General features: G+C 44.2%; 17 protein-coding genes. 3 read left to right on the forward strand and 14 right to left on the reverse strand.

The features are described 5' to 3' along the window. Window positions 1-115: 115 nt before the first annotated feature. The 5 genes from B1K71_RS17140 to B1K71_RS17165 form a co-directional block, all read right to left on the reverse strand. Window positions 116-1,024, reverse strand: coding sequence for a DMT family transporter (locus tag B1K71_RS17140; protein WP_077329183.1), 909 nt, complete (start codon window positions 1,022-1,024; stop codon window positions 116-118). Window positions 1,025-1,329: 305 nt separating this feature from the next. After that, window positions 1,330-1,830, reverse strand: coding sequence for a PTS sugar transporter subunit IIA (locus tag B1K71_RS17150; protein WP_077329187.1), 501 nt, complete (start codon window positions 1,828-1,830; stop codon window positions 1,330-1,332). Between the two features lie 18 nt (window positions 1,831-1,848). Continuing rightward, window positions 1,849-3,291 (reverse strand): glycoside hydrolase family 32 protein, encoded by a 1,443-nt coding sequence (locus B1K71_RS17155; RefSeq protein WP_245799334.1) that lies wholly within the window; start codon window positions 3,289-3,291, stop codon window positions 1,849-1,851. Window positions 3,292-3,294: 3 nt separating this feature from the next. Beyond that, entirely contained in the window at window positions 3,295-4,686 is a 1,392-nt protein-coding gene (locus B1K71_RS17160; protein WP_077329189.1) for a sucrose-specific PTS transporter subunit IIBC, read from the reverse strand. 126 nt (window positions 4,687-4,812) lie between these two features. Continuing rightward, window positions 4,813-5,799: a LacI family DNA-binding transcriptional regulator gene (locus B1K71_RS17165; RefSeq protein ID WP_077329191.1), complete on the reverse strand. Its 987-nt coding sequence runs from the start codon at window positions 5,797-5,799 to the stop codon at window positions 4,813-4,815. A gap of 84 nt (window positions 5,800-5,883) precedes the next feature. On the opposite strand from B1K71_RS17165, the gene B1K71_RS17170 reads away from it, so the two are divergent. Then, entirely contained in the window at window positions 5,884-6,831 is a 948-nt protein-coding gene (locus B1K71_RS17170) for an aminoimidazole riboside kinase (RefSeq protein ID WP_077329192.1), read from the forward strand. Between the two features lie 274 nt (window positions 6,832-7,105). Here B1K71_RS17170 and B1K71_RS17175 read toward each other — a convergent pair whose 3' ends face one another. Continuing rightward, a complete protein-coding gene (locus tag B1K71_RS17175) occupies window positions 7,106-7,648 on the reverse strand; it encodes a helix-turn-helix domain-containing protein (RefSeq protein ID WP_077329194.1) in 543 nt (180 codons plus the stop codon). A gap of 188 nt (window positions 7,649-7,836) precedes the next feature. On the opposite strand from B1K71_RS17175, the gene B1K71_RS17180 reads away from it, so the two are divergent. Both B1K71_RS17180 and B1K71_RS17185 read left to right on the forward strand, forming a co-directional pair. Further along, entirely contained in the window at window positions 7,837-8,814 is a 978-nt protein-coding gene (locus B1K71_RS17180) for an ornithine cyclodeaminase family protein (protein WP_077329196.1), read from the forward strand. Between the two features lie 24 nt (window positions 8,815-8,838). Next, window positions 8,839-10,125 (forward strand): MFS transporter, encoded by a 1,287-nt coding sequence (locus tag B1K71_RS17185; protein ID WP_077329197.1) that lies wholly within the window; start codon window positions 8,839-8,841, stop codon window positions 10,123-10,125. 729 nt (window positions 10,126-10,854) lie between these two features. On the opposite strand, the gene B1K71_RS17190 is transcribed toward B1K71_RS17185, so the two are convergent. From B1K71_RS17190 to B1K71_RS17225, 8 genes are all read right to left on the reverse strand, one after another. Then, window positions 10,855-11,562 carry a LutC/YkgG family protein gene (locus tag B1K71_RS17190; RefSeq protein ID WP_077329198.1) on the reverse strand — a complete coding sequence of 236 codons (708 nt, stop codon included), beginning with the start codon at window positions 11,560-11,562 and terminating at the stop codon, window positions 10,855-10,857. Continuing rightward, a complete protein-coding gene (locus B1K71_RS17195) occupies window positions 11,559-12,986 on the reverse strand; it encodes a LutB/LldF family L-lactate oxidation iron-sulfur protein (protein WP_077329200.1) in 1,428 nt (475 codons plus the stop codon). Before B1K71_RS17195 ends, B1K71_RS17190 begins: the two co-directional genes overlap by 4 nt. Before the next feature lie 26 nt (window positions 12,987-13,012). Beyond that, entirely contained in the window at window positions 13,013-13,726 is a 714-nt protein-coding gene (locus B1K71_RS17200; protein WP_077329202.1) for a (Fe-S)-binding protein, read from the reverse strand. A 99-nt stretch (window positions 13,727-13,825) separates the two neighbouring features. After that, window positions 13,826-14,533 carry a FadR/GntR family transcriptional regulator gene (locus B1K71_RS17205; protein ID WP_077329204.1) on the reverse strand — a complete coding sequence of 236 codons (708 nt, stop codon included), beginning with the start codon at window positions 14,531-14,533 and terminating at the stop codon, window positions 13,826-13,828. A gap of 79 nt (window positions 14,534-14,612) precedes the next feature. Further along, the gene (locus B1K71_RS17210; protein WP_077329206.1) at window positions 14,613-16,199 is read right to left on the reverse strand and encodes an L-lactate permease; all 1,587 of its coding nucleotides are present in this window, start codon (window positions 16,197-16,199) and stop codon (window positions 14,613-14,615) included. A gap of 227 nt (window positions 16,200-16,426) precedes the next feature. After that, a complete protein-coding gene (locus B1K71_RS17215; protein WP_077329208.1) occupies window positions 16,427-17,785 on the reverse strand; it encodes a hypothetical protein in 1,359 nt (452 codons plus the stop codon). A 202-nt stretch (window positions 17,786-17,987) separates the two neighbouring features. Then, window positions 17,988-18,203, reverse strand: coding sequence for a DUF2922 domain-containing protein (locus B1K71_RS17220; protein ID WP_077329210.1), 216 nt, complete (start codon window positions 18,201-18,203; stop codon window positions 17,988-17,990). A gap of 49 nt (window positions 18,204-18,252) precedes the next feature. Then, complete coding sequence (locus B1K71_RS17225) at window positions 18,253-18,477, reverse strand: DUF1659 domain-containing protein (RefSeq protein WP_077329212.1); 225 nt, start codon at window positions 18,475-18,477, stop codon at window positions 18,253-18,255. Window positions 18,478-18,593: the final 116 nt, after the last annotated feature.

Below are 18,593 nucleotides of genomic sequence, written 5' to 3' on the forward strand. Positions count from 1 at the left end.
AAACAACTCCTTATGTTTTTCACCAAACATTTCTGCTTGATGTACTCATACAGTAGCACATTGAACAGGGATTGATTTCTCATGGATTGCGATATTATTTCTAAAACTGCTCTAATCAGCTGGCGACTTTTTGTTTTCTATTCTTAATTACATGCTCCAGGGCCCCCGTACCAATGAATACTCCGCACAAAATGAAGAGAAACCCGATGATATGATTAATTTTAATTACTTCATGTAAAAATACCGCTGCACCTGTTACCGCAAATAAGGTGTTCAAGTTAATGAAAATGGCTGTTTCCGCGGGACCGACTTTTTTAATGGCGTAATTATAGGTCATATGGCCAAACGCTGTGGCGAAAATGGCACTGAACAGAAAGATCGCGCCCAGCGGCCAGGCAATCAGATTGGTGATTTGATGGATGCCTGCGCCAAACGCCTGACTTACCAGAAAGATGACTACCGCTCCAAGCGTCAGCATGTACCCTGTTACAAGGCGTGGATCAAGTGTCGGCTTTAGCTTGCTGATCAGCATAAAGCTGAACCCCTGTACAAGAACACCTATGAATACAATCACATCCCCAATGGAAACAGCAGCCAGACCCCCTGCACCGGACAAAGTTGTCATAACCACACCAATAAAACCAAGAATAAAACCGGACATCCGCAGCCATGTGATCCGCTGACGCAGCACAATAAACGCCATCAGCACCGTCACAAGCGGCATCGTCCCCAGGATAAGTCCCCCGTTTATCCCGGAAGTTATCTCCAGGCCGACCGCCACAAGCGAATGATGTAAAATAACATTGAAAACAGCTATGTATAAGATTGTCAGCCATTCATGCTTATATGGCAGACGGAAAATCCCCATTATTTTACAAATGATCAGCACCATAATCCCCGCCGTCATGACCCGGAACGACGTCAACAGGATTGGATCAATCGCGGAAACGAGCACTTTAATCGCAGAGACGTTCAACCCCCACATAAGCATTACTACTAATAATAGGATGTAAATTTTTATCATAAAAAGAACCCACCCGACTTCACAAGCTATTATTCTTTTATACTATCAGTTATTTGTGGAATTTACCTTTTTTAGGGGTTATTTAGAAGTTGTCTGGAAATAATTTTAGGGGCTCTCCTGATTTGACAGCTTTTCTCTCCCGATTGGGGACCATTCTCTCCCACTTCAGCGCTTTCTCTCCCAATTGAAGACTGCTCTCTCCCATTTCAAAGCTTTCTCTCCCAATTGAAAGGTGCTCTCTCCCATTTCGACCCAGCCGGAAATTCACAATATAAATCCCCGCCTCTGTCAGACGGGGAAAATCGTTAATTCTTTTTCACGGATAAAATGACATCTTCGCCAGCAGTGACTGATTCTTTCTTGCCAAAAGGAATAATCTCGCTCATAGCATCCGTATTCGTAATGATAACTGGTATGAGGGTGCTTGTTGCTTTTTCTGCAATTACCTTTGAATCAAACGTTATCAGCATATCGCTTGCTTTTACACTGTCGCCTTCCTGAACAAAGGCGGAGAATCCTTCTCCTTCCAAATTAACCGTATCCAAACCGATATGAATCAGAATTTCCGCTCCATTCTTTGCCCTGATGCCAATTGCATGCTTGGTCGGGAAAAGTTGAATGACTTCGCCGTCAACTGGAGATGTTACCGTTTCTTCCACCGGCTTAATCGCAATCCCGTCGCCCATCATTTTTTGCGAAAATACAGGATCCGGTACATCTTCCAATACAACTAAATCGCCTGTTACTGGGGCGTACATTGATATCTGGACAATTTCTTCTTTTTTCTTGAACAGTTTTCCTAACATCCTGATTGCCTCCATTCGTTATGCTAAGACTTTTTGCAAATCCCATTTGTGAACTGTGGCTTCTATTTGGCCATCCGCCTGAAAAACAATACGCGTTTCATCTGCATCATCAAACATTCGCGATGAAAAGACTTCCTCCCCATTATTCAGAAAAATCTCCATGGATGAGGTGTCTTTAAAAATGCGGATGTTTTCCAAATTAGTCAAACGACAATGCCTTGCTTCTATTCCGCGACCGTCAAATCGCTGACGTTCCATGCTGAAAGTGCCGGCAGTCCGATTATAGGTTAATTTATTTTTCCCGATCACAATGGAGAATATATCCGCATGGCACGCTTGAATCAACATTTCCGATTCAAACACACTTCCAACAAACTCTAAACCTTCCACAACCTGAAAAGTTGTCTTATTTTGCCTTAATGCCTTCAATTCCTCAACAGGTTGCTGAAGCAATTTGCCGTCATTCCACGTTACCTTGCGCGGAATGGTCATTGCGTGAATCCAACGGTGATCGATTGTGGGATGCCTGTTATCGCCTTCTTCCGCATTGCCCATCCAGCCAAACAATAAACGTCTGCCTTTAGGATCTTCTGTTGTCTGCGGGGCGTAAAAATCAAACCCCCTGTCCAATTCATGAAATCCACCATGTGCAAAGGCAGGCTTTTCCGTATCCAATGTTCCGGCAACATAACCGGATTGATAGATATTATTGTACAAATAACCATTAGCCTCGAGCCCCTGAGGAGAAAAAATCAATACATCATTACCGTCAAGCTCAAATAAATCCGGACATTCCCACATGTACCCGAATTCACCAAATCCATTCATTTTGGAACCAGCGAACGGGCCGATAAACTCCCAATTCTCGAGATCAGTGGAAGTGTAAAGAACAACAGCTCCCTGTTCATCCTCTGTCTGTGCTCCAATTACCATGTACCACGTTCCAGCTTTCTGAAAGACCTTTGGATCGCGGAAATGGGCGGTATACCCTTCCGGCACATGGATGATTGGTCCTTTTTTTTCAAATGTTAATCCATCGTTTGATGTGGCCAAACATTGATAAGAGACGCGTATTCCATTTTCATCTTTTACATTTCCGGTGTAAAAAACATACATGGTGTCCTTATGCACCACGGCACTTCCTGAATAGCAGCCGTCTTTGTCATACCATTGATCCGGCGCTAATGCGATTGGTGCCTGCTTCCAGTGGACCAGATCATCCGAAATGACATGTCCCCAAAACTTTCGGCCATGTTTCGTTTCAAATGGATTCCACTGATAAAACAGATGATACTGACCTTGAAAGTAGACGAATCCATTCGGGTCATTAAGCAGCCCAATAGGCGGCATAATATGATAATGCAGCCGAAACGGGTCTGACTGCACGGTATCCTGCTGTGCTGCCATATTGTTGTAAGCAGCTATTGTCAGTTCTGTGTTTGTCATATCTTTATGGTGCACTCCTTATTCCTCCGCTTTTTTGTCTGAAAATCCGAAGAGCCAGGTCAAGGCGAATGCCACGCCGATGGCAAGCAGGTTAATGGCGATATATGGCAGCACCTGACCATTCAAATACAACAGTGTTCCCGGGATAACGGTAATTGCCATACCAGTTCCTTTCAGACCAAGAATCGCTGCGGCAAAACCACCGACACCACCGCCAATCAGACCCATAATAAATGGCTTTCCATAACGGAGATTGACCCCGAAAATGGCCGGTTCGGTAATACCGAGAAACGCCGAAAAAGATGATGGCAATGCGATAGCCTTTAAGTTTTTCGCTTTTGTTTTCAAACCGACCGCCAGTGCTGCACCACCCTGGGCTGCAACGGAACACGTAATGATAGCATTGTACGGGTTGCTTCCTGTATTCTCCAGCAGCTGAATTTCGAGCAAGTTGAAAATATGGTGCACACCGGTGATCACAATGATCTGATTCAAGGCGCCGATTAATATTCCGGCAAGACCAAATGGCACATCCAATACAGCAAGTGTTCCTTGCAGCAGATATTCCTCAACCGTATGGAAAATCGGTCCGATCACGAATAATGCCGCTGCAATCATGACCAATAACGTTAAAAATGGTGTGACAATCAGATCAAGTGATTCCGGCACACGTTTGCGGATCATCCGCTCCAATTTAGCGCCGATAATACCGGTGAAGAACGCCGGCAAGACCGCACCCTGGTAGCCGACAACCGGAATAAATCCAAAGAAATACAATGGCTCTGCTTCCGTTGCAACGTCCCATGCGTTTGGAAGTGCAGGGCTAACTAACATCAACCCGAGCACAAGCCCGATAATCGGTGTCCCGCCAAATACCCGGAACGTTGACCAGGCAACCAAGGCCGGAAGAAAGATAAATGCTGTATCGGTTAGGATTTGTGTGAACAAGAGAAAGTTCTGTGAAACATCATCCGGTGTCATGCCGAATAACCCCAGGATCTGCTCCTGCATCACCAGGCCGCGAAGCCCCATAAATAGACCTGTCGCAACAAGGATTGGGATGATTGGCACAAACACATCCCCCAGCGTACGGATGGCACGCTGCAACGCATTTTTATCCTTGGCAGCTTCTTTGGTCTGTTCGGATTTATTTGTGCTGTTGACACCCAATTTATCCACTTCTTCAAAAATGCGATTGACCGTTCCTGTTCCGAGAATGACCTGATATTGGCCTGAGTTGAAAAATGCTCCTTTTACTTTTTCCGTGTTTTCCACGTTTTCCTGCTTTATCTTTTCCTTGTCGTTCACCATGAAACGGAGTCTTGTGGCACAATGGGCAACAGACTGGATATTATCTTCTCCCCCAACGGCTTCGACAAGCTCTTTGGCAATTTTCTTATTCGCTGACAATGTAATCACTCCTTGTTATATCGAATATGTGGAATCGATTCCACTAAACGTATTAAAAAAAGATCATGTCCTATTCGATTGAATGGAACCGATTTCAAATTGTGTGGGATCGATTCCATATTTCAATCATACACTACCTCTTTTTATTAGTCTATAGTCAAGAATAATTTTTTTAAGTGATTCCTTCTGATGCAGCACATGTAAAATTTGCCGGGCAGCCTGTTCCCCCGCCTTCTTGTTTTGATAATCAATCGTTGTAAGCGGCGGATCCACATACTGGGAAATTTCCGATGCACCGATGCTGGCAACAGCCATATCAGCCGGGATTTGTATATTCCTTTCTTTCAACAAACTCATCGCACCGATGGCTAATCTGTCAGTAACGGCAAACACCGCGGTTGGGGGTGTTTCAGGCAGCGCAAGCATTTTTTTCATTGCATCACGACCGGAGTCAATATCAAAAACTGCTTTTTGAATCCAGTCAGGTTTTACATTGAGCTGATGTTCCTTCATCGCCTCCAAATATCCCTGTTTCCGCTGCAACCCTACAGCACGGTCTGTTTCATCAACACCAATAAACCCGATTCGTGTGTGTCCCTCTTCAATAAACAGGCTGGTCAGTTCTTTGGAAGCATGGAAATCATCATACACGATACTTGTAACTCCCTCCAGTTCCTGACCGATTGCAACTACCGGGATATCCAGCGCATTTATTTTTTCAACCAGTTGTGGTTCTGTATTCGTCGCAACGAGGACAATGCCGTCAACCTGACGCACCTTCAGCAGATCCAGGTAGTCGAGTTCTTTTTCCTGCTCCAGGTTTGTATTCGCCAACAGAATCTGGTAACCCTGTTTTGCCAGCTCCTGATCAATTCCGGAAACGATCTTACTCGAAGTTTCTGTTTGAATGGTCGGCAAAATAACACCAATAACTTTTGTTTTCTTTGTCCGCAGCGATTTGGCATGCTCACTCGGAATATAACCGGTGTCCTCGATTACCTTGTCAATCCGCTTCCTGGCATCTTCACTGACATAACCGGATTTATTTAAAGCACGGGAAACAGTGGACCTTGAAACATTGGCCATTGCAGCAATTTCTTTAATGGTAGGCAAAATATCTCCCCCTTGCAATTGAAGACGTACTTGATAAAATAACTACATAATGATGAGATAATCATAACATAGGAGGAAAGAGCCGTGAAACAAGGCGTCATATCACTTGGGGAAGCATTAATCGATTTCATCCCCACCGATGAAACAAATACGACCTATCAAAAAAGTCCGGGCGGCGCTCCAGCCAATGTTGCAGTAGGTATTGCAAAACTTGGCGGGAAATCTACATTTCTAGGAAAAGTCGGTGATGATGTGCTGGGCAGATTTTTGAAAAAAACATTGAATGCCCATCATGTGAACACATCACAGCTTTCTTTCAGCAATGCCCATCGCACAGGACTGACATTTGTCACCAATACCACAGACGGTGACCGCAGTTTCGACTTTTACATAGAACCGAGCGCAGATCATTTTCTGGAAATCGAGAACATTCACCTGTCCACGATGTTACGGCACAAAATACTTCACATCGGATCAATTTCACTGATCAGCCAACCGGCGAAAAACACAACGGAATATGCCGTGAAATGCGCGAAAGATGCCGGGATGATTGTTTCATACGACCCAAACCTGCGTCTGGCGCTATGGGATGACGAGGACACCGCACGAAACACAATTATTTCCATGCTGCCTCATGCCGATATTGTAAAGCTGTCCGAAGAAGAACTTGCATTCATCACGGGAGGGAATACGATCCGGGAAGGACTTGAGGCTATCAAAACATATGAAATTCCACTCTTGTTCGTCACATTAGGAGCGGACGGCTGCTATGCCGTTACTGCCGCAGGGTACGAGCATGTCCCGGCGATGGATGTTGAAGCCGTTGATACAACCGGTGCAGGCGATGCTTTTGTGTCAGGCGTATTATACTTGTTGAGCCAGCATAAAAAAGACTTACACAGGCTTACGCTGGAGGATGCCGTGCAAATGGCAAAATTCGGAGGAATATCCGGCGCCCTGGCAGCATCCAAAAAAGGTGCGATGACAGCACTGCCCACGTTGGATGAGGTGGAGCGGTATTTGGCAGAGTGAAGTTGTTGGAGAGGGGTTTTGACTTGGATTGAGATGGAGAGCCGCTCGATTTGGTGTGAAGTCTCGCTCGAGTTGATGTTCGTGTCGCGCGATTCGTGGGGTGCTTCGCGCGATTTGATCTACTTATTGCGCGACTGTGGCCCCACCCATACAACGACTTCACACTTGATCTATTCCATACTATCCCCAAGAAAACCTTTACACCACACACATGGGTGAGCCTTCAAATCATCCCCTTCTGCATGGGAAAGTATCCACTACAAAACAACCATTTCTACCCAACCGCTGATACGCACAAAAACTTTATTGTTTGATCTGTTTGGTTCAACCAGTAATGCGATTTGGATGATTGCAGAAAAATGGAATCGTGCGGATGGAGTACATGCTCCTCCCCCTCAATATGTATTGTCAGCGTTCCTTCCAGTACATACAGAAATTCCTGTCCTTTATGCGAAAAATTGCTGCCGCGGTTATCCCCCGGGTTCAATATAATCAGGATAGGTGAAAATAATGGGTTATCCATTCCGCCTGACAGGTCCCTGTATATAAATTTATTCTCCCTTAATTCTGTTTCCACACTTTCATGACGCACTACTGTTGAAGTTGATGCAGTTTGCGGTTTTGCGAAAAAATAACTCGGATTGACATTAAGTGACTCTGAAATTTTTTTCAGCGATTCCAATGTTACGGATGTTTTGGAATGTTCCAGTTGTGACAGGAAACTGATGGACAAACCTGTGTCTTCAGCTATTTGTTTTAACGTTAATTTTTGTTGCTTTCGTAATTGCTTTATTTTCGTGCCTAATTCGTCCGTCAAGTTCAGGACCTCCTTCTTCCCCACTATACCATGTTTCAGCAAGGTTTTTCCTGCAGCGTTTGACAAAATAGGGTGAATTGTTATATATTTTAATAAATTTAAGTGACAGTTAAATTATACAAGAAAATGTACTTAAATTTAAGTAATAATGGTATTTTGGAAGCGATTCCACCAGAAAGGATGGTAAAGTGCTTTTTTTAACGGATCAGGAAATACAGGAAAACTATTTTATGCAGGATGCTGTGGAAGCGATAAAAGAAGGACTTGCAGCGAAAAATAAAGGACTGATTCAAAACCCGCATCGAACCGTAATTGAAATCCCGGACAAGCAGGCGTCAGCGTTGTATATGCCAAGTGCTGACCTGGAAAATCAAGTTGCCTCCGTGAAGGTCGTGAATATTTTTCCAAACAATCCCGCTGATGGAAAGCCGACCACACAAGGTGTGCTGATGCTGTCTGACGCTTCAGATGGAAGGCATATTTGCACAATGGATGCTTCCTACTTAACAAGACTTCGAACCGGAGCGTTGAGCAGTATTGCGACAAGCAAACTCGCACGCGAGGATGCCAAGGTGCTTGGTGTAGTTGGGACTGGTGCGATGGCTTTTGAACAAGTATTGGGCGTTTTGGAAGCCCGTACGATTGAGACAATTGTACTTTTTAACCGGACTATAGAAAAGGCGCGAACTTTTAAAGAAAAATTAATCCATTTTGGTGTAGCGGCTGACATTCAGATTGTTGATAAGGTAAAAAACGCGGTACAGGCATCCGATATTATCAACTGCAGCACACGATCGAAGGTACCGGTATTCGATGGAAACGATTTGAAAGATGGCACACACATAAACGGAATCGGATCTTTTTTACCGAGCATGCAGGAAGTCGATTTAAGTACCATTAAAAAAGCAACGATTATTGCGGTGGATGATCTGGAAAGTGTAAAGGAGGAGGCCGGTGAACTGATCCATGCTGACCAGTCAGGAGAATGGCGTTTTTCAGATGTGTACGGCGAACTGAGTGATTTTCCGACTGACGGCAAACTTATTCGGAAAGCATCGGATGAAATCACATTCTTCAAATCAGTCGGGGCAGCTTATTTTGATTTGGAAGTGGCAAAAGGAATCTATCAAAAGGCCAAAGAATCCGGATTTGGTACAAAAACATGATTCATTTTTCAAGGGGGAGAATACTTGGATAAAAAATTGAAACGAAAAGTCTTAACAGCAAGTTTAGTCGGAAGCTCGATTGAGTGGTTTGATTTCTTTTTATACGGAACTGTTGCCGGGCTTGTGCTGGATGATTTATATTTCCCATCATCCGACCCGATTGTTGGCCTGATGCTCGCCTATTTATCGTTCTCATTAACTTTTTTCATACGACCACTCGGCGGGGTCATTTTTGCACACATCGGCGATCGGATCGGACGGAAAAAGACGCTCGTTATCACGTTGACCCTGATGGGCGGCGGAACGGTACTGATCGGACTATTGCCGACGTATGCGCAAATTGGAATTGCGGCTCCTATATTATTGATTTTGCTTCGTTTATTACAAGGGCTTGGACTTGGCGGTGAGTGGGGCGGCTCGCTGCTGCTGGCTGTTGAATATGCACCGGAAGGCAAAAAAGGCTTGTTTGGCAGTATCCCGCAAATGGGTGTTCCAATCGGTCTCGTGCTTGGGACGTTCACCCTGACGATGATGAGCTTGCTTCCGCATGAAGCGTTTATGACATGGGGATGGAGGCTTCCGTTCATCCTAAGTGCGCTGCTTGTCGTGTTCGGCCTGTGGATTCGTTCCGGTATTAATGAAACACCGGAATTTGAAGAGGCCAAAAAATCCGGTCAGGTTGCCAAATTGCCTGTAGTGGATACGTTAAAATACCATTGGCGTGAAGTGCTGATTGCGGTCGGTGCAAAAGTCGTGGAAACCGCGCCGTTCTATATTTTCGCAACCTTTGTCGTCAGCTATGCGACCGGCACACTGCAATATGACCAGATAACTGTACTGAATGCCATTACGATTGCAACGGTCGTGACAGCCATCATGATTCCATTTATGGGGAAACTTTCGGACTCGATTGGACGCAAAAAAATTTATGTTATTGGCTGTATCGCCATGGTACTCTATGCTTTTCCATACTTTATGCTGCTGTCGGTCGGGCAGGACTGGGCAGTTATTGTTGCGAGCGTACTGGCACTGGGTATTGTCTGGCCGCCAATCACCGCAGTACTTGGCACCATGTTTTCTGATTTATTTTCCACCAAAGTACGATATACCGGCATCTCGCTCGGATATCAAATTGGTGCTGCAATGGCTGGCGGGACCGCTCCGCTGATTGCGACATGGCTGCTTGGGCAATTCAACAATGCATGGACACCAATTGCGATATTCATTGTCGCGACAGCAGTAATTTCGCTTGTGGCTGTGGCATTTACCGGGCGATATAGTAAAGATGCCAGTGTACAAAGAGGAGCATGATTTTTCTATGGGCGGAGCAAATTTTCGTGTTCATTTGTTCCGCTTTTTTTGGATAGACAGTGATGTTAACTGAAGCTGTGAGATGCTCTACTAGGTATTATTGGATAACGTTTCTATATTTACCACCTTTGTTGTAATTCGATCATATAGCAGCAAATTCTCAACCTTGAAAGCCATTAAAAGGGTCTGTCAGAATGAAAATTATGGTATACTATTAGAAATAGATTGGCTTCGCATGAGGGGTTAGGCACACTGTTCTTTTTGGGATACCTCCCAAAGAGGAGGTGATGCTCATGGCTGTGGAGACTGTGTTAACGTTAATGATATCCTTTGGGATGTTGGTCGCGTTCATCATGTCAGACACAAACCATAAAAAATAATCCCTCTATGCCTTTAGCCAGGTGCTGAGGGATTATTCCACTAAGTGCCTATCCCCTTTTGTCGGGGTTGGTCTATTGGAACCGTCTCATGCTATAACATGAGGCGGTTTTTACTAGGATATGTTTTTCTAATATCATTATACCACATAAGTTGATATTGTACACCTTACATGATGGGTTCACATTTCGTCGCCGCCAAGTTTGCACGAATTTTTCCTGAGTTCGCACGCTTCCCGCAAAATTCGCACGTTTGAAACTCCAGTTCGCACGTTTCATCCTGACTTCGCACATTTGGACCGCCCGTTCGCACGTTTGGCCGGACGCCTACGCTGCCACTAAAGCAGTATCCTTAATCATCCACTACAATATAGGTAACTTCCACCGGGCCGTGTACGCCGACAATCAGATTCATCTCAATATCGGCGCTGTTGCTTGGGCCGGTTACAAAGCTGACGCAGGATGACACGTCTTTGCCTTTTGCATGGTTCGCATGTATGTGCTGTGCCGCCTGGGTCATTCTTGGTACAATCGTACTTTTCGGGATGATGGCGATATAGGTTCTTGGCATCAGACTGATGGCGCGTCCGTTATGTTTATTGTTAAATAACGTAACTGTGCCGGATTCGGCGAGGGTGATGTCGCTGAATGTAATTCCGACATCGGCGCGCTCTGCAATCTGCTTATTTTCTTCGCCCTTTGTTTCATCCCATAGATGAACCTCATTGCCTTCTGTCGCCATGATGCTGAATAGTTCGTCTAGATTGTATGCTGCATTTCGCGCATCATTGGAGGCAACGATTGTGTTTCCGTCAAATTCCTGAATTGTTTCGCGCAGTACTGTCAAAAGGCCATCCCGATCTGTCCGTTTAAAATTCGTATGGATGACCTCACAATGTTTTTCAAGAACGTCGACCAGTTCATCTGGTGTTGCATCAGGCAGGACCTTATCTTGCGGGCGGACACTCCATTCCGGACGCTCCACCCCTTCTTTTCGACGGGCTCTTCCCATTTTGGCTGCTAAATTATCAAGAAAGGATTCTCTGTTTTGAATCGTCATTTGGCACTTCCCTCCTTGCTGCGTTTTTTGTACCATGACCGGAATGTCTGCCGGGCTGGTGCCGGGAAGTCGCGATTTGCCGTCCAGCCGCTTAACGGTCCCGGCCCTTTCGAAATGTTTTCATCTCTTGAAAAAGGTTTCATGGCAGTGCGGGCCATTGCTGCACTCATTTTGTAGGCAGCCGGACTTGATCCCCATTTGGCGAAACCTTTCATGGCAATTTGCTCGGTAACAGGTGCCATTCCTTCCTCTTCCACAATAATCTGCCGGTGGCGAATCAGTTGTTCATGCAGCGGAATTTTCACCGGGCAAACCTCGGTACAGGCGCCGCACAGTGATGATGCATACGGCAATTCTTTATGGTCCTCATAACCGTCTAAAAGTGGTGTCAGGACAGCACCGATTGGACCCGGATATACAGACCCATACGCGTGTCCGCCGACATGCCGGTACACCGGGCATACGTTGATGCATGCGGCACAACGGATACAGTGGAGCGCTGATTGGAATTCCGTTCCTAAAATTTTCGAGCGGCCGTTGTCCACGATGACAAGGTGGTATTCCTCAGGTCCGTCCGTTTCGCCTTCCAGACGCGTTCCGGTGATCGATGTCACATAGCTGGTCAATTTTTGTCCTACCGCCGCGCGGGTTAACAGGCTGACAAGAACATCAAGTTCTTCCCATGTCGGCACAATCCGCTCCATTCCCATCACAGATATTTGCGTGTCCGGGAGGCCTGTCGCCATGCGGGCATTCCCTTCATTTGTAACAAGCGTCACCGCACCGGACTCTGCAACAGCAAAGTTACAGCCTGTAATGCCAACATCGGCGGACAAAAATTCCTGTCTCAGCTGTTCGCGGGCAAATCCCGCCAGTTCTTCCGGATTGTCCGATTTATCGTACCCTTTTTTATTGGCAAATGTTTCGCGGATCTGCTCTTTATTTTTATGAATGGCAGGCGCCACGATATGTGATGGCGGGTCTTCATCCAGCTGCAGAATCCATTCGCCCAGGTCCGATTCGACAACATCGGCGCCGACTTCTTCAATTGCCTCATTCATGCCGATTTCTTCGGTGACCATTGATTTGGATTTCACAACTTTTTTGGCGTTCTTTTTCTTCATCACGTTTTGAATGTATGCATTCGCTTCTTCGGCTGTTTCCGCAAAAAATACATTCCCGCCGCGTTTCGATACATTTTCACTTAAAAGCTGCAAATAATAATCGATATTTTCCAGCGTGTGGGTACGGATCTCCTCTCCCAGTGTGCGCCAGTCTTCCCAATTTCCAAGTTCATCTGCCTGCTTTTGCCGGCCGTCCCTGAAGCGTCCCTGCGCGGAGGTTACAGCCTGACGCATAAAGTCGTTTTCGACCCCTTCCTGAATCCGCTCTTTATATGGGGCTTCACTAATTTTTATACCCAAAGCACTTCCCTCCATTCGATTGATTTTTAGCGATTTAAAATTTCCGATATGTGAGCTATTTTGACATCCTTGCCTTCCCGTTTCATGCGTCCGCCGATGTTCATCAGACAGGCCATGTCACCGCCGACCAAATATTCCGCACCTGTTTCGGAAACGTGGCGTGATTTTTCTTTGACCATTTCACCGGAGATGACGGAGTTTTTAACGGCAAACGTTCCACCGAATCCGCAGCAGTCCTCTTTTACCGGCAACTCTATCAATTCAGCGCCTTTGACATGATTTAACAGTGTCATAGGAGCATCCTTCACACCGAGAATCCTTGTCATATGGCATGATGGATGGTACGTAACTTTCCCTTTGAATGTTGATCCTACATCTGTAACACCAAGGACATCCACCAAGAACTGCGTCAGCTCGTATGATTTGGCTGCTAGTTTTTTTGCTTCTTCTTCCCAGACAATGTCGCCTTTGAAAATTTTCGGATATTCATGCAGCATACCGACACATGAACCGGATGGACCGACGACATAATCCGAAAACTGAAATGCCTTCATCATTTGTTTCATCGATTCCTTGGCATCTTCCAAATAACCACTGTTGAACGCCGGCTGCCCGCAGCATGTCTGCGTTTCCGGAAAGTCCACCTCACACCCGACTTTCTCCAATAATTCAACGGTATCTTTTCCTACGTTTGAGGTGAAGATATCGCACATACATGTAATAAACAATGAAACTTTCAATGGTTACACCTCCAATTTTTAAAAAGCAGGTCATCATATGACTGCATTTAATTTAAAAGACTTCACACGATGTAAAGCCTTGTTTGATTTTCATCAGCTTCAATTAATGTATTCCGAAATGACTTGATCCACTCTGACCAGATGATTCAGCATTGCTTGCCGGGCACCTTCGGAATTGCCGGATTTGATTGCGTTGTATATCAGCTCGTGCTCGCTGAACAATTGTTTGCTTCGTTCTTCCGAATAGAGAATCAAACGGCGGGTCTCCCGCATCGACTCCACCATAATATCCGATACACTGCCCATCAGATTGATGAGCATTTTATTATGGGAAGCTTTCGCGATAGCAAGGTGGAAATCAAAATCCGCCTTTTCCCCAACGTCCCCTCTGCCTTTTGCATCTTTCATATCCTGCAGTGCCTGTCTGATCGGTTCCAGTTCCGATTCCAAATGGTTCTCCGCTGCAAGTGCTGCCGAGCCAACTTCCAATATTTTCCGCACTTCGGATAACTCCCGAATGTCATCCCGCTTCATGATCAATGCAGTTGCTACAGGCAATGAAAATCTTGATGCGTCAAATTCCTTTATATACGTGCCTTCGCCTTGCCGCATTTCCACAATCCCCATAGCCCGCAGTCCGCTTAATGCTTCGCGAATCGCCGAGCGGCTGACATCATAGCTTTTCGCCAGTTGTTCCACGGAATCCAGCTTATCGCCCGGCTGGAGTTTTCCGGATTTCAGCATTTCTATTAATGAATCAGAAATTTCCTCATAGATTTTTCGTGTTTTAATCGGTTTAATATTCAATGTGATTTCATCCACCTTATCCCATTTTACATACTCTCAGTTTACTTGAAAGCAAGCAAATAAGAAAGGGCAGCAGTTTTTATAAAATAGTCATGATGATAAAACCACCCAATCCTGCCAGTAAACCGTAAATAATTGCAGGGATTAACGTTTTGCGAATGATGTCCCCTTCTTTACCAGTCAAACCAACAACCGTGGAAGCCGCGACAACATTATGCACGCAAATCATATTGCCAGCCGCACCGCCAATAACCAGAAGTGCAAGGATGATTTGTGTATTCATACCCGTCTGATTGGCAACACTGTACTGGATTGGTGAAAAAGTCAATGTCGATACAGTATCACTGCCTGTAATAAATGCCCCCAGTTCACCTAAAAATGGTGCTACAAAGACCCAGCCGGATCCGAATGTTGCTGCCAGTGCCTCGGCAATGTATTGCGGCATGCTGATAAGATCATTCGCATTCATCCCGGAATTTGTAAACACCTGTACCAGTGCCAGTGTTGAAAACAAGGCCAGACCTGCAGTTTGTATGGATTGCAGCGATTCCTTGGATGCTTTGGCGAAATTTGAAAATGATTTTCGCTGGATGATAACGGCTAATACCGCAGCCAAAACGAGTACGGTACCTGGTGAATACAACACTTCCCAGCCGGATGTTACGCCTTCAAATCCAAGAATGTTTTCCCATGTCAAATCCACATATGTCAGCGTAAATTCTTTTATCGGATCAATAATTCTTGTAATCAACAGAAGTGCCACTACGATAAGATATGGTGACCAGGCTTTGACTAGACTCATTTCGGATTTTTCTGATTTGATTTCAAAGTTATCCTGCAACGCATCTTTCCAAACCGTTTTAGGCATCAGAAATCCCTTTCTCGCAGTGAACGTCGATACCAAAAGCCCGGTTAACGAAGCCAAAATCGCGACAAATTCCTGTCCGAACAATACAGCGAATAAAAGCGCAGATCCAGTGTAGACAATCCCGATGAAAAGTGCCCACGGTGCCAGTTCGAATACGTTCGATAGACTTTTCTTCTTACTGAAAAATAACGTTAAAATAATGACCAGCATGAGCGGTATAAAGGTTCCCCCAAATAAATCAATCAGGGTAATTTTTACACCAATTTCATTAAAGAATTCCAAATTCGCACCGGGAATGTTACTGAGGCCGATTTGAACCGGCGTACCCACAGCACCGAAAGATACCGCTGAACTATCGGCAATCAATGCCAAGGCGGCAGCTGCCATTGGATTAAAACCAAGCGCCACCATCAATGGTCCGGTTACAGCAGCCGGTGTGCCAAATCCGGCCGCACCTTCAATCAATGCGCCAAACAGAAACGCCACAATGATGACCTGAACCCGCATATCACTTGAAATATTACGGAATCCTTCATTAATCCGGTCAACCGCTCCTGTATGACGCAATGTGTTGAGCAGGACAATAGCCCCGAACAAGATTAATAGAATCGTTAAAGCCTTATGTATACCCTGCAAAACTGAAGCGGTTACAATTGCGCCGCCCATTCCCCAGACAAATAATGCCAAAATGATAATGATAATTGCACTGAAAAACATCCCTTTAATCGCCGGCATTCTAAAAATAACCAGAAAGATGAATGGTGCAATAATCGCACTTAATGCCACAAGCAATAACAACGTAAAACCCTCCTCTAATATTCGTAATCGCTTTCAAAGTCCATAAATAAAAAAGTCATGCATTTATGATAATCTGGTCATCAGATGACCTTATTAATATGAATACTTTACAATGTGTGAGGGTTTTTGTCAAATACAATAAGTAAATTAAAGTATATTATATGCAATAAAATAACCCCCTTTTGCTGAAGAGGGTTACTATTCTTTCGTCATATTTTCAATCCCTGTCAGTTCTGCTGAAGCTTTTCTTTATACTCCTTATGCTTTTCCTTAATAAGTGGACCAACATTTGTTTTGTATAAACTTGCTTTGCGCATGAATAATTCCGCAAGCTCAATTTGATCATATGTTTCCATTAGTAATGCTAATTCTCTATATAACACACCTCTGTCTATGTCATTAATCTTTAGAGTACTTAAAAATCTGTTTTCGATATGGTCAGTTCTTGTTAAATCCTCTTCCAGTTCTTTAAATTTCCTGATTAACTCGAGACAGTAATCCTTTTGGTCGGATGGGATCTCCGGCAGCAATTTATTTTCCATAAAATCCACAATGGAATTACGGATCGTCTTTGTTAACGTAGGGTAAATTTTTTCGATAGCATCAAAGGTTTTATCCACATTTTCATAGTTGTTCTTTTCTTTTATTTCTTCGTGCAAATAATCAATATGATACTTATTCTTCAGCCATTTAAGGTCATTTTGCACAATCAGTGAGATTTCTTTTTTTGTCTGCATTGGAAGATCAAATTTATCTCCCGGCAATGTTAGCAGCGGCTGGTGATCTCTTCTGTGTCTTTTTTTATTCGGTTTGCCATTTTTAAATAATGGAACGTTGCCATTGATATATTTCAAAAACTCACCGGTAAACATTGACATACCATCATTTTTACGAATCTCCTTCATTTTTTCGGCGGTTTCTTTATCTGCATTTAGTTGTTCCAAAAAGTGCCCCACCATTCCATTGTCGTGCGTTCTGGCTTCCTCAAATGAATACACATGTACAGCTTTTTTGCCGAAGATATCAATGAATTTACCAATTTTATCCTGAAATAATGTGGGTAACGTTTGGTTTTTAAGTTTATCCATAGCCGGGGCATATCGGAAACCATCTTTAAATCGTTGCTGTAGCGTACTACCAGTCCATGACACAGGATTCCTCGTATATATCAAAATTTTAAACTTTGCTTTTTTGAGTCCAATCTCCCTCAGATACTTTTTCAGATTATTGATACTTTCGTTAGGGAGGGGAAGAATTCCTTCACCTGAAATAACCAATTTTTTTGCGGAACTGTTATTTACAGTCTCTTCAAATTTCTTTAGGTTAAATCTGTCTTTTTTTTCAATTTCATCTTTGGAAAGGACTTTCGGAAACTTATTTACGGCATATTTCCCCGGATCGGGAGAAAATGCACTGCATAAGGCAACACCATGATTTGATTGCCAGCAAGTTGGGTATAAAATTCCTTCGTTTAACAATAATTTGTTATTATTCTCATCATACAAAGTGCTCTGTATGCTTGACGTACCTGTTTTACTCCAACCAACATGCAGAATGACTTCTTTAATATGATTTTTGCTTAACATTATGATTCAGCCTTCCTGTAGGGTTTTAAAATCTCTTTTTTCATATTACCAAAGCCTAATATGCCTGACAAGAAAACGAAGAGACAGTCACCTATAGAGGAGTTTTTTCGCAGTAAAATTCCATCATAATACCACCAATTTATAATTGGGTTCAAAAAACCAAAACAATTAAGGCCGGAGCACCTATGCACCGGCCAGACTTTTACACTAATTCAATATCCTGCACATTACGTTCAACCACACGGGCTCCTTTGATGGATACAATGTCACCACCGGAAGTGGCGAATGCATTCTGATTGATAATCTCATCCATCGCAGCCTTCACTGCTGCCGGATCAACGGGCTCATTTGGTTTGTCCAATGAGTATGTGACCGTTTTACCCTCAACATTCAAAAATTTAAGTTCGAGTTTTTTCAATTTGTCCCCTCCTCCCTGCTTAATTTTGACTTATCCGATGTTTTTCCGATTATTCCCCTGTGATATGAGAGTTGTCTTTACGCTCAACGCTCACAAGCGGACGTTGCTGCAGTGGAGCAACAGCATTTGCAATGGCGAATAATTGGTCTGCTGTCGCAGCAATCTTCACGTTGTTGAAGCTTTTGGATTTAAAAATCGGCTTGCCGGATTCCGGATCTGTTCCATCATCAAGGATCAGACTCAAGCGGGAATCTACCATTTGTGCTACTGCCATGTCGTTCACCTCCCTTCACCCTAATAATCGTGTTCAGGGCAAAGATGGTGGCAGAATTATTATAAAAATTTTTACGTGGAAAATGCCACTTTTATCGTTTACGGAACGATATTAAA

Origin of the sequence: Virgibacillus siamensis, assembly GCF_900162695.1 — a bacterium.
In the GTDB taxonomy this organism is placed as follows: Bacteria; Bacillota; Bacilli; order Bacillales; family Amphibacillaceae; genus Lentibacillus; species Lentibacillus siamensis_A.

Excerpts from the sequence above, each read along its gene's own strand:
- B1K71_RS17150 (WP_077329187.1), bottom strand. The coding sequence starts at position 1,830 with ATGTTAGGAAAACTGTTCAAGAAAAAAGAAGAAATTGTCCAGATATCA.
- B1K71_RS17140 (WP_077329183.1), bottom strand. The coding sequence starts at position 1,024 with ATGATAAAAATTTACATCCTATTATTAGTAGTAATGCTTATGTGGGGG.
- B1K71_RS17225 (WP_077329212.1), bottom strand. The coding sequence starts at position 18,477 with ATGGCAGTAGCACAAATGGTAGATTCCCGCTTGAGTCTGATCCTTGAT.
- B1K71_RS17190 (WP_077329198.1), bottom strand. The coding sequence starts at position 11,562 with ATGACGATTCAAAACAGAGAATCCTTTCTTGATAATTTAGCAGCCAAA.
- B1K71_RS17215 (WP_077329208.1), bottom strand. The coding sequence starts at position 17,785 with ATGTTAAGCAAAAATCATATTAAAGAAGTCATTCTGCATGTTGGTTGG.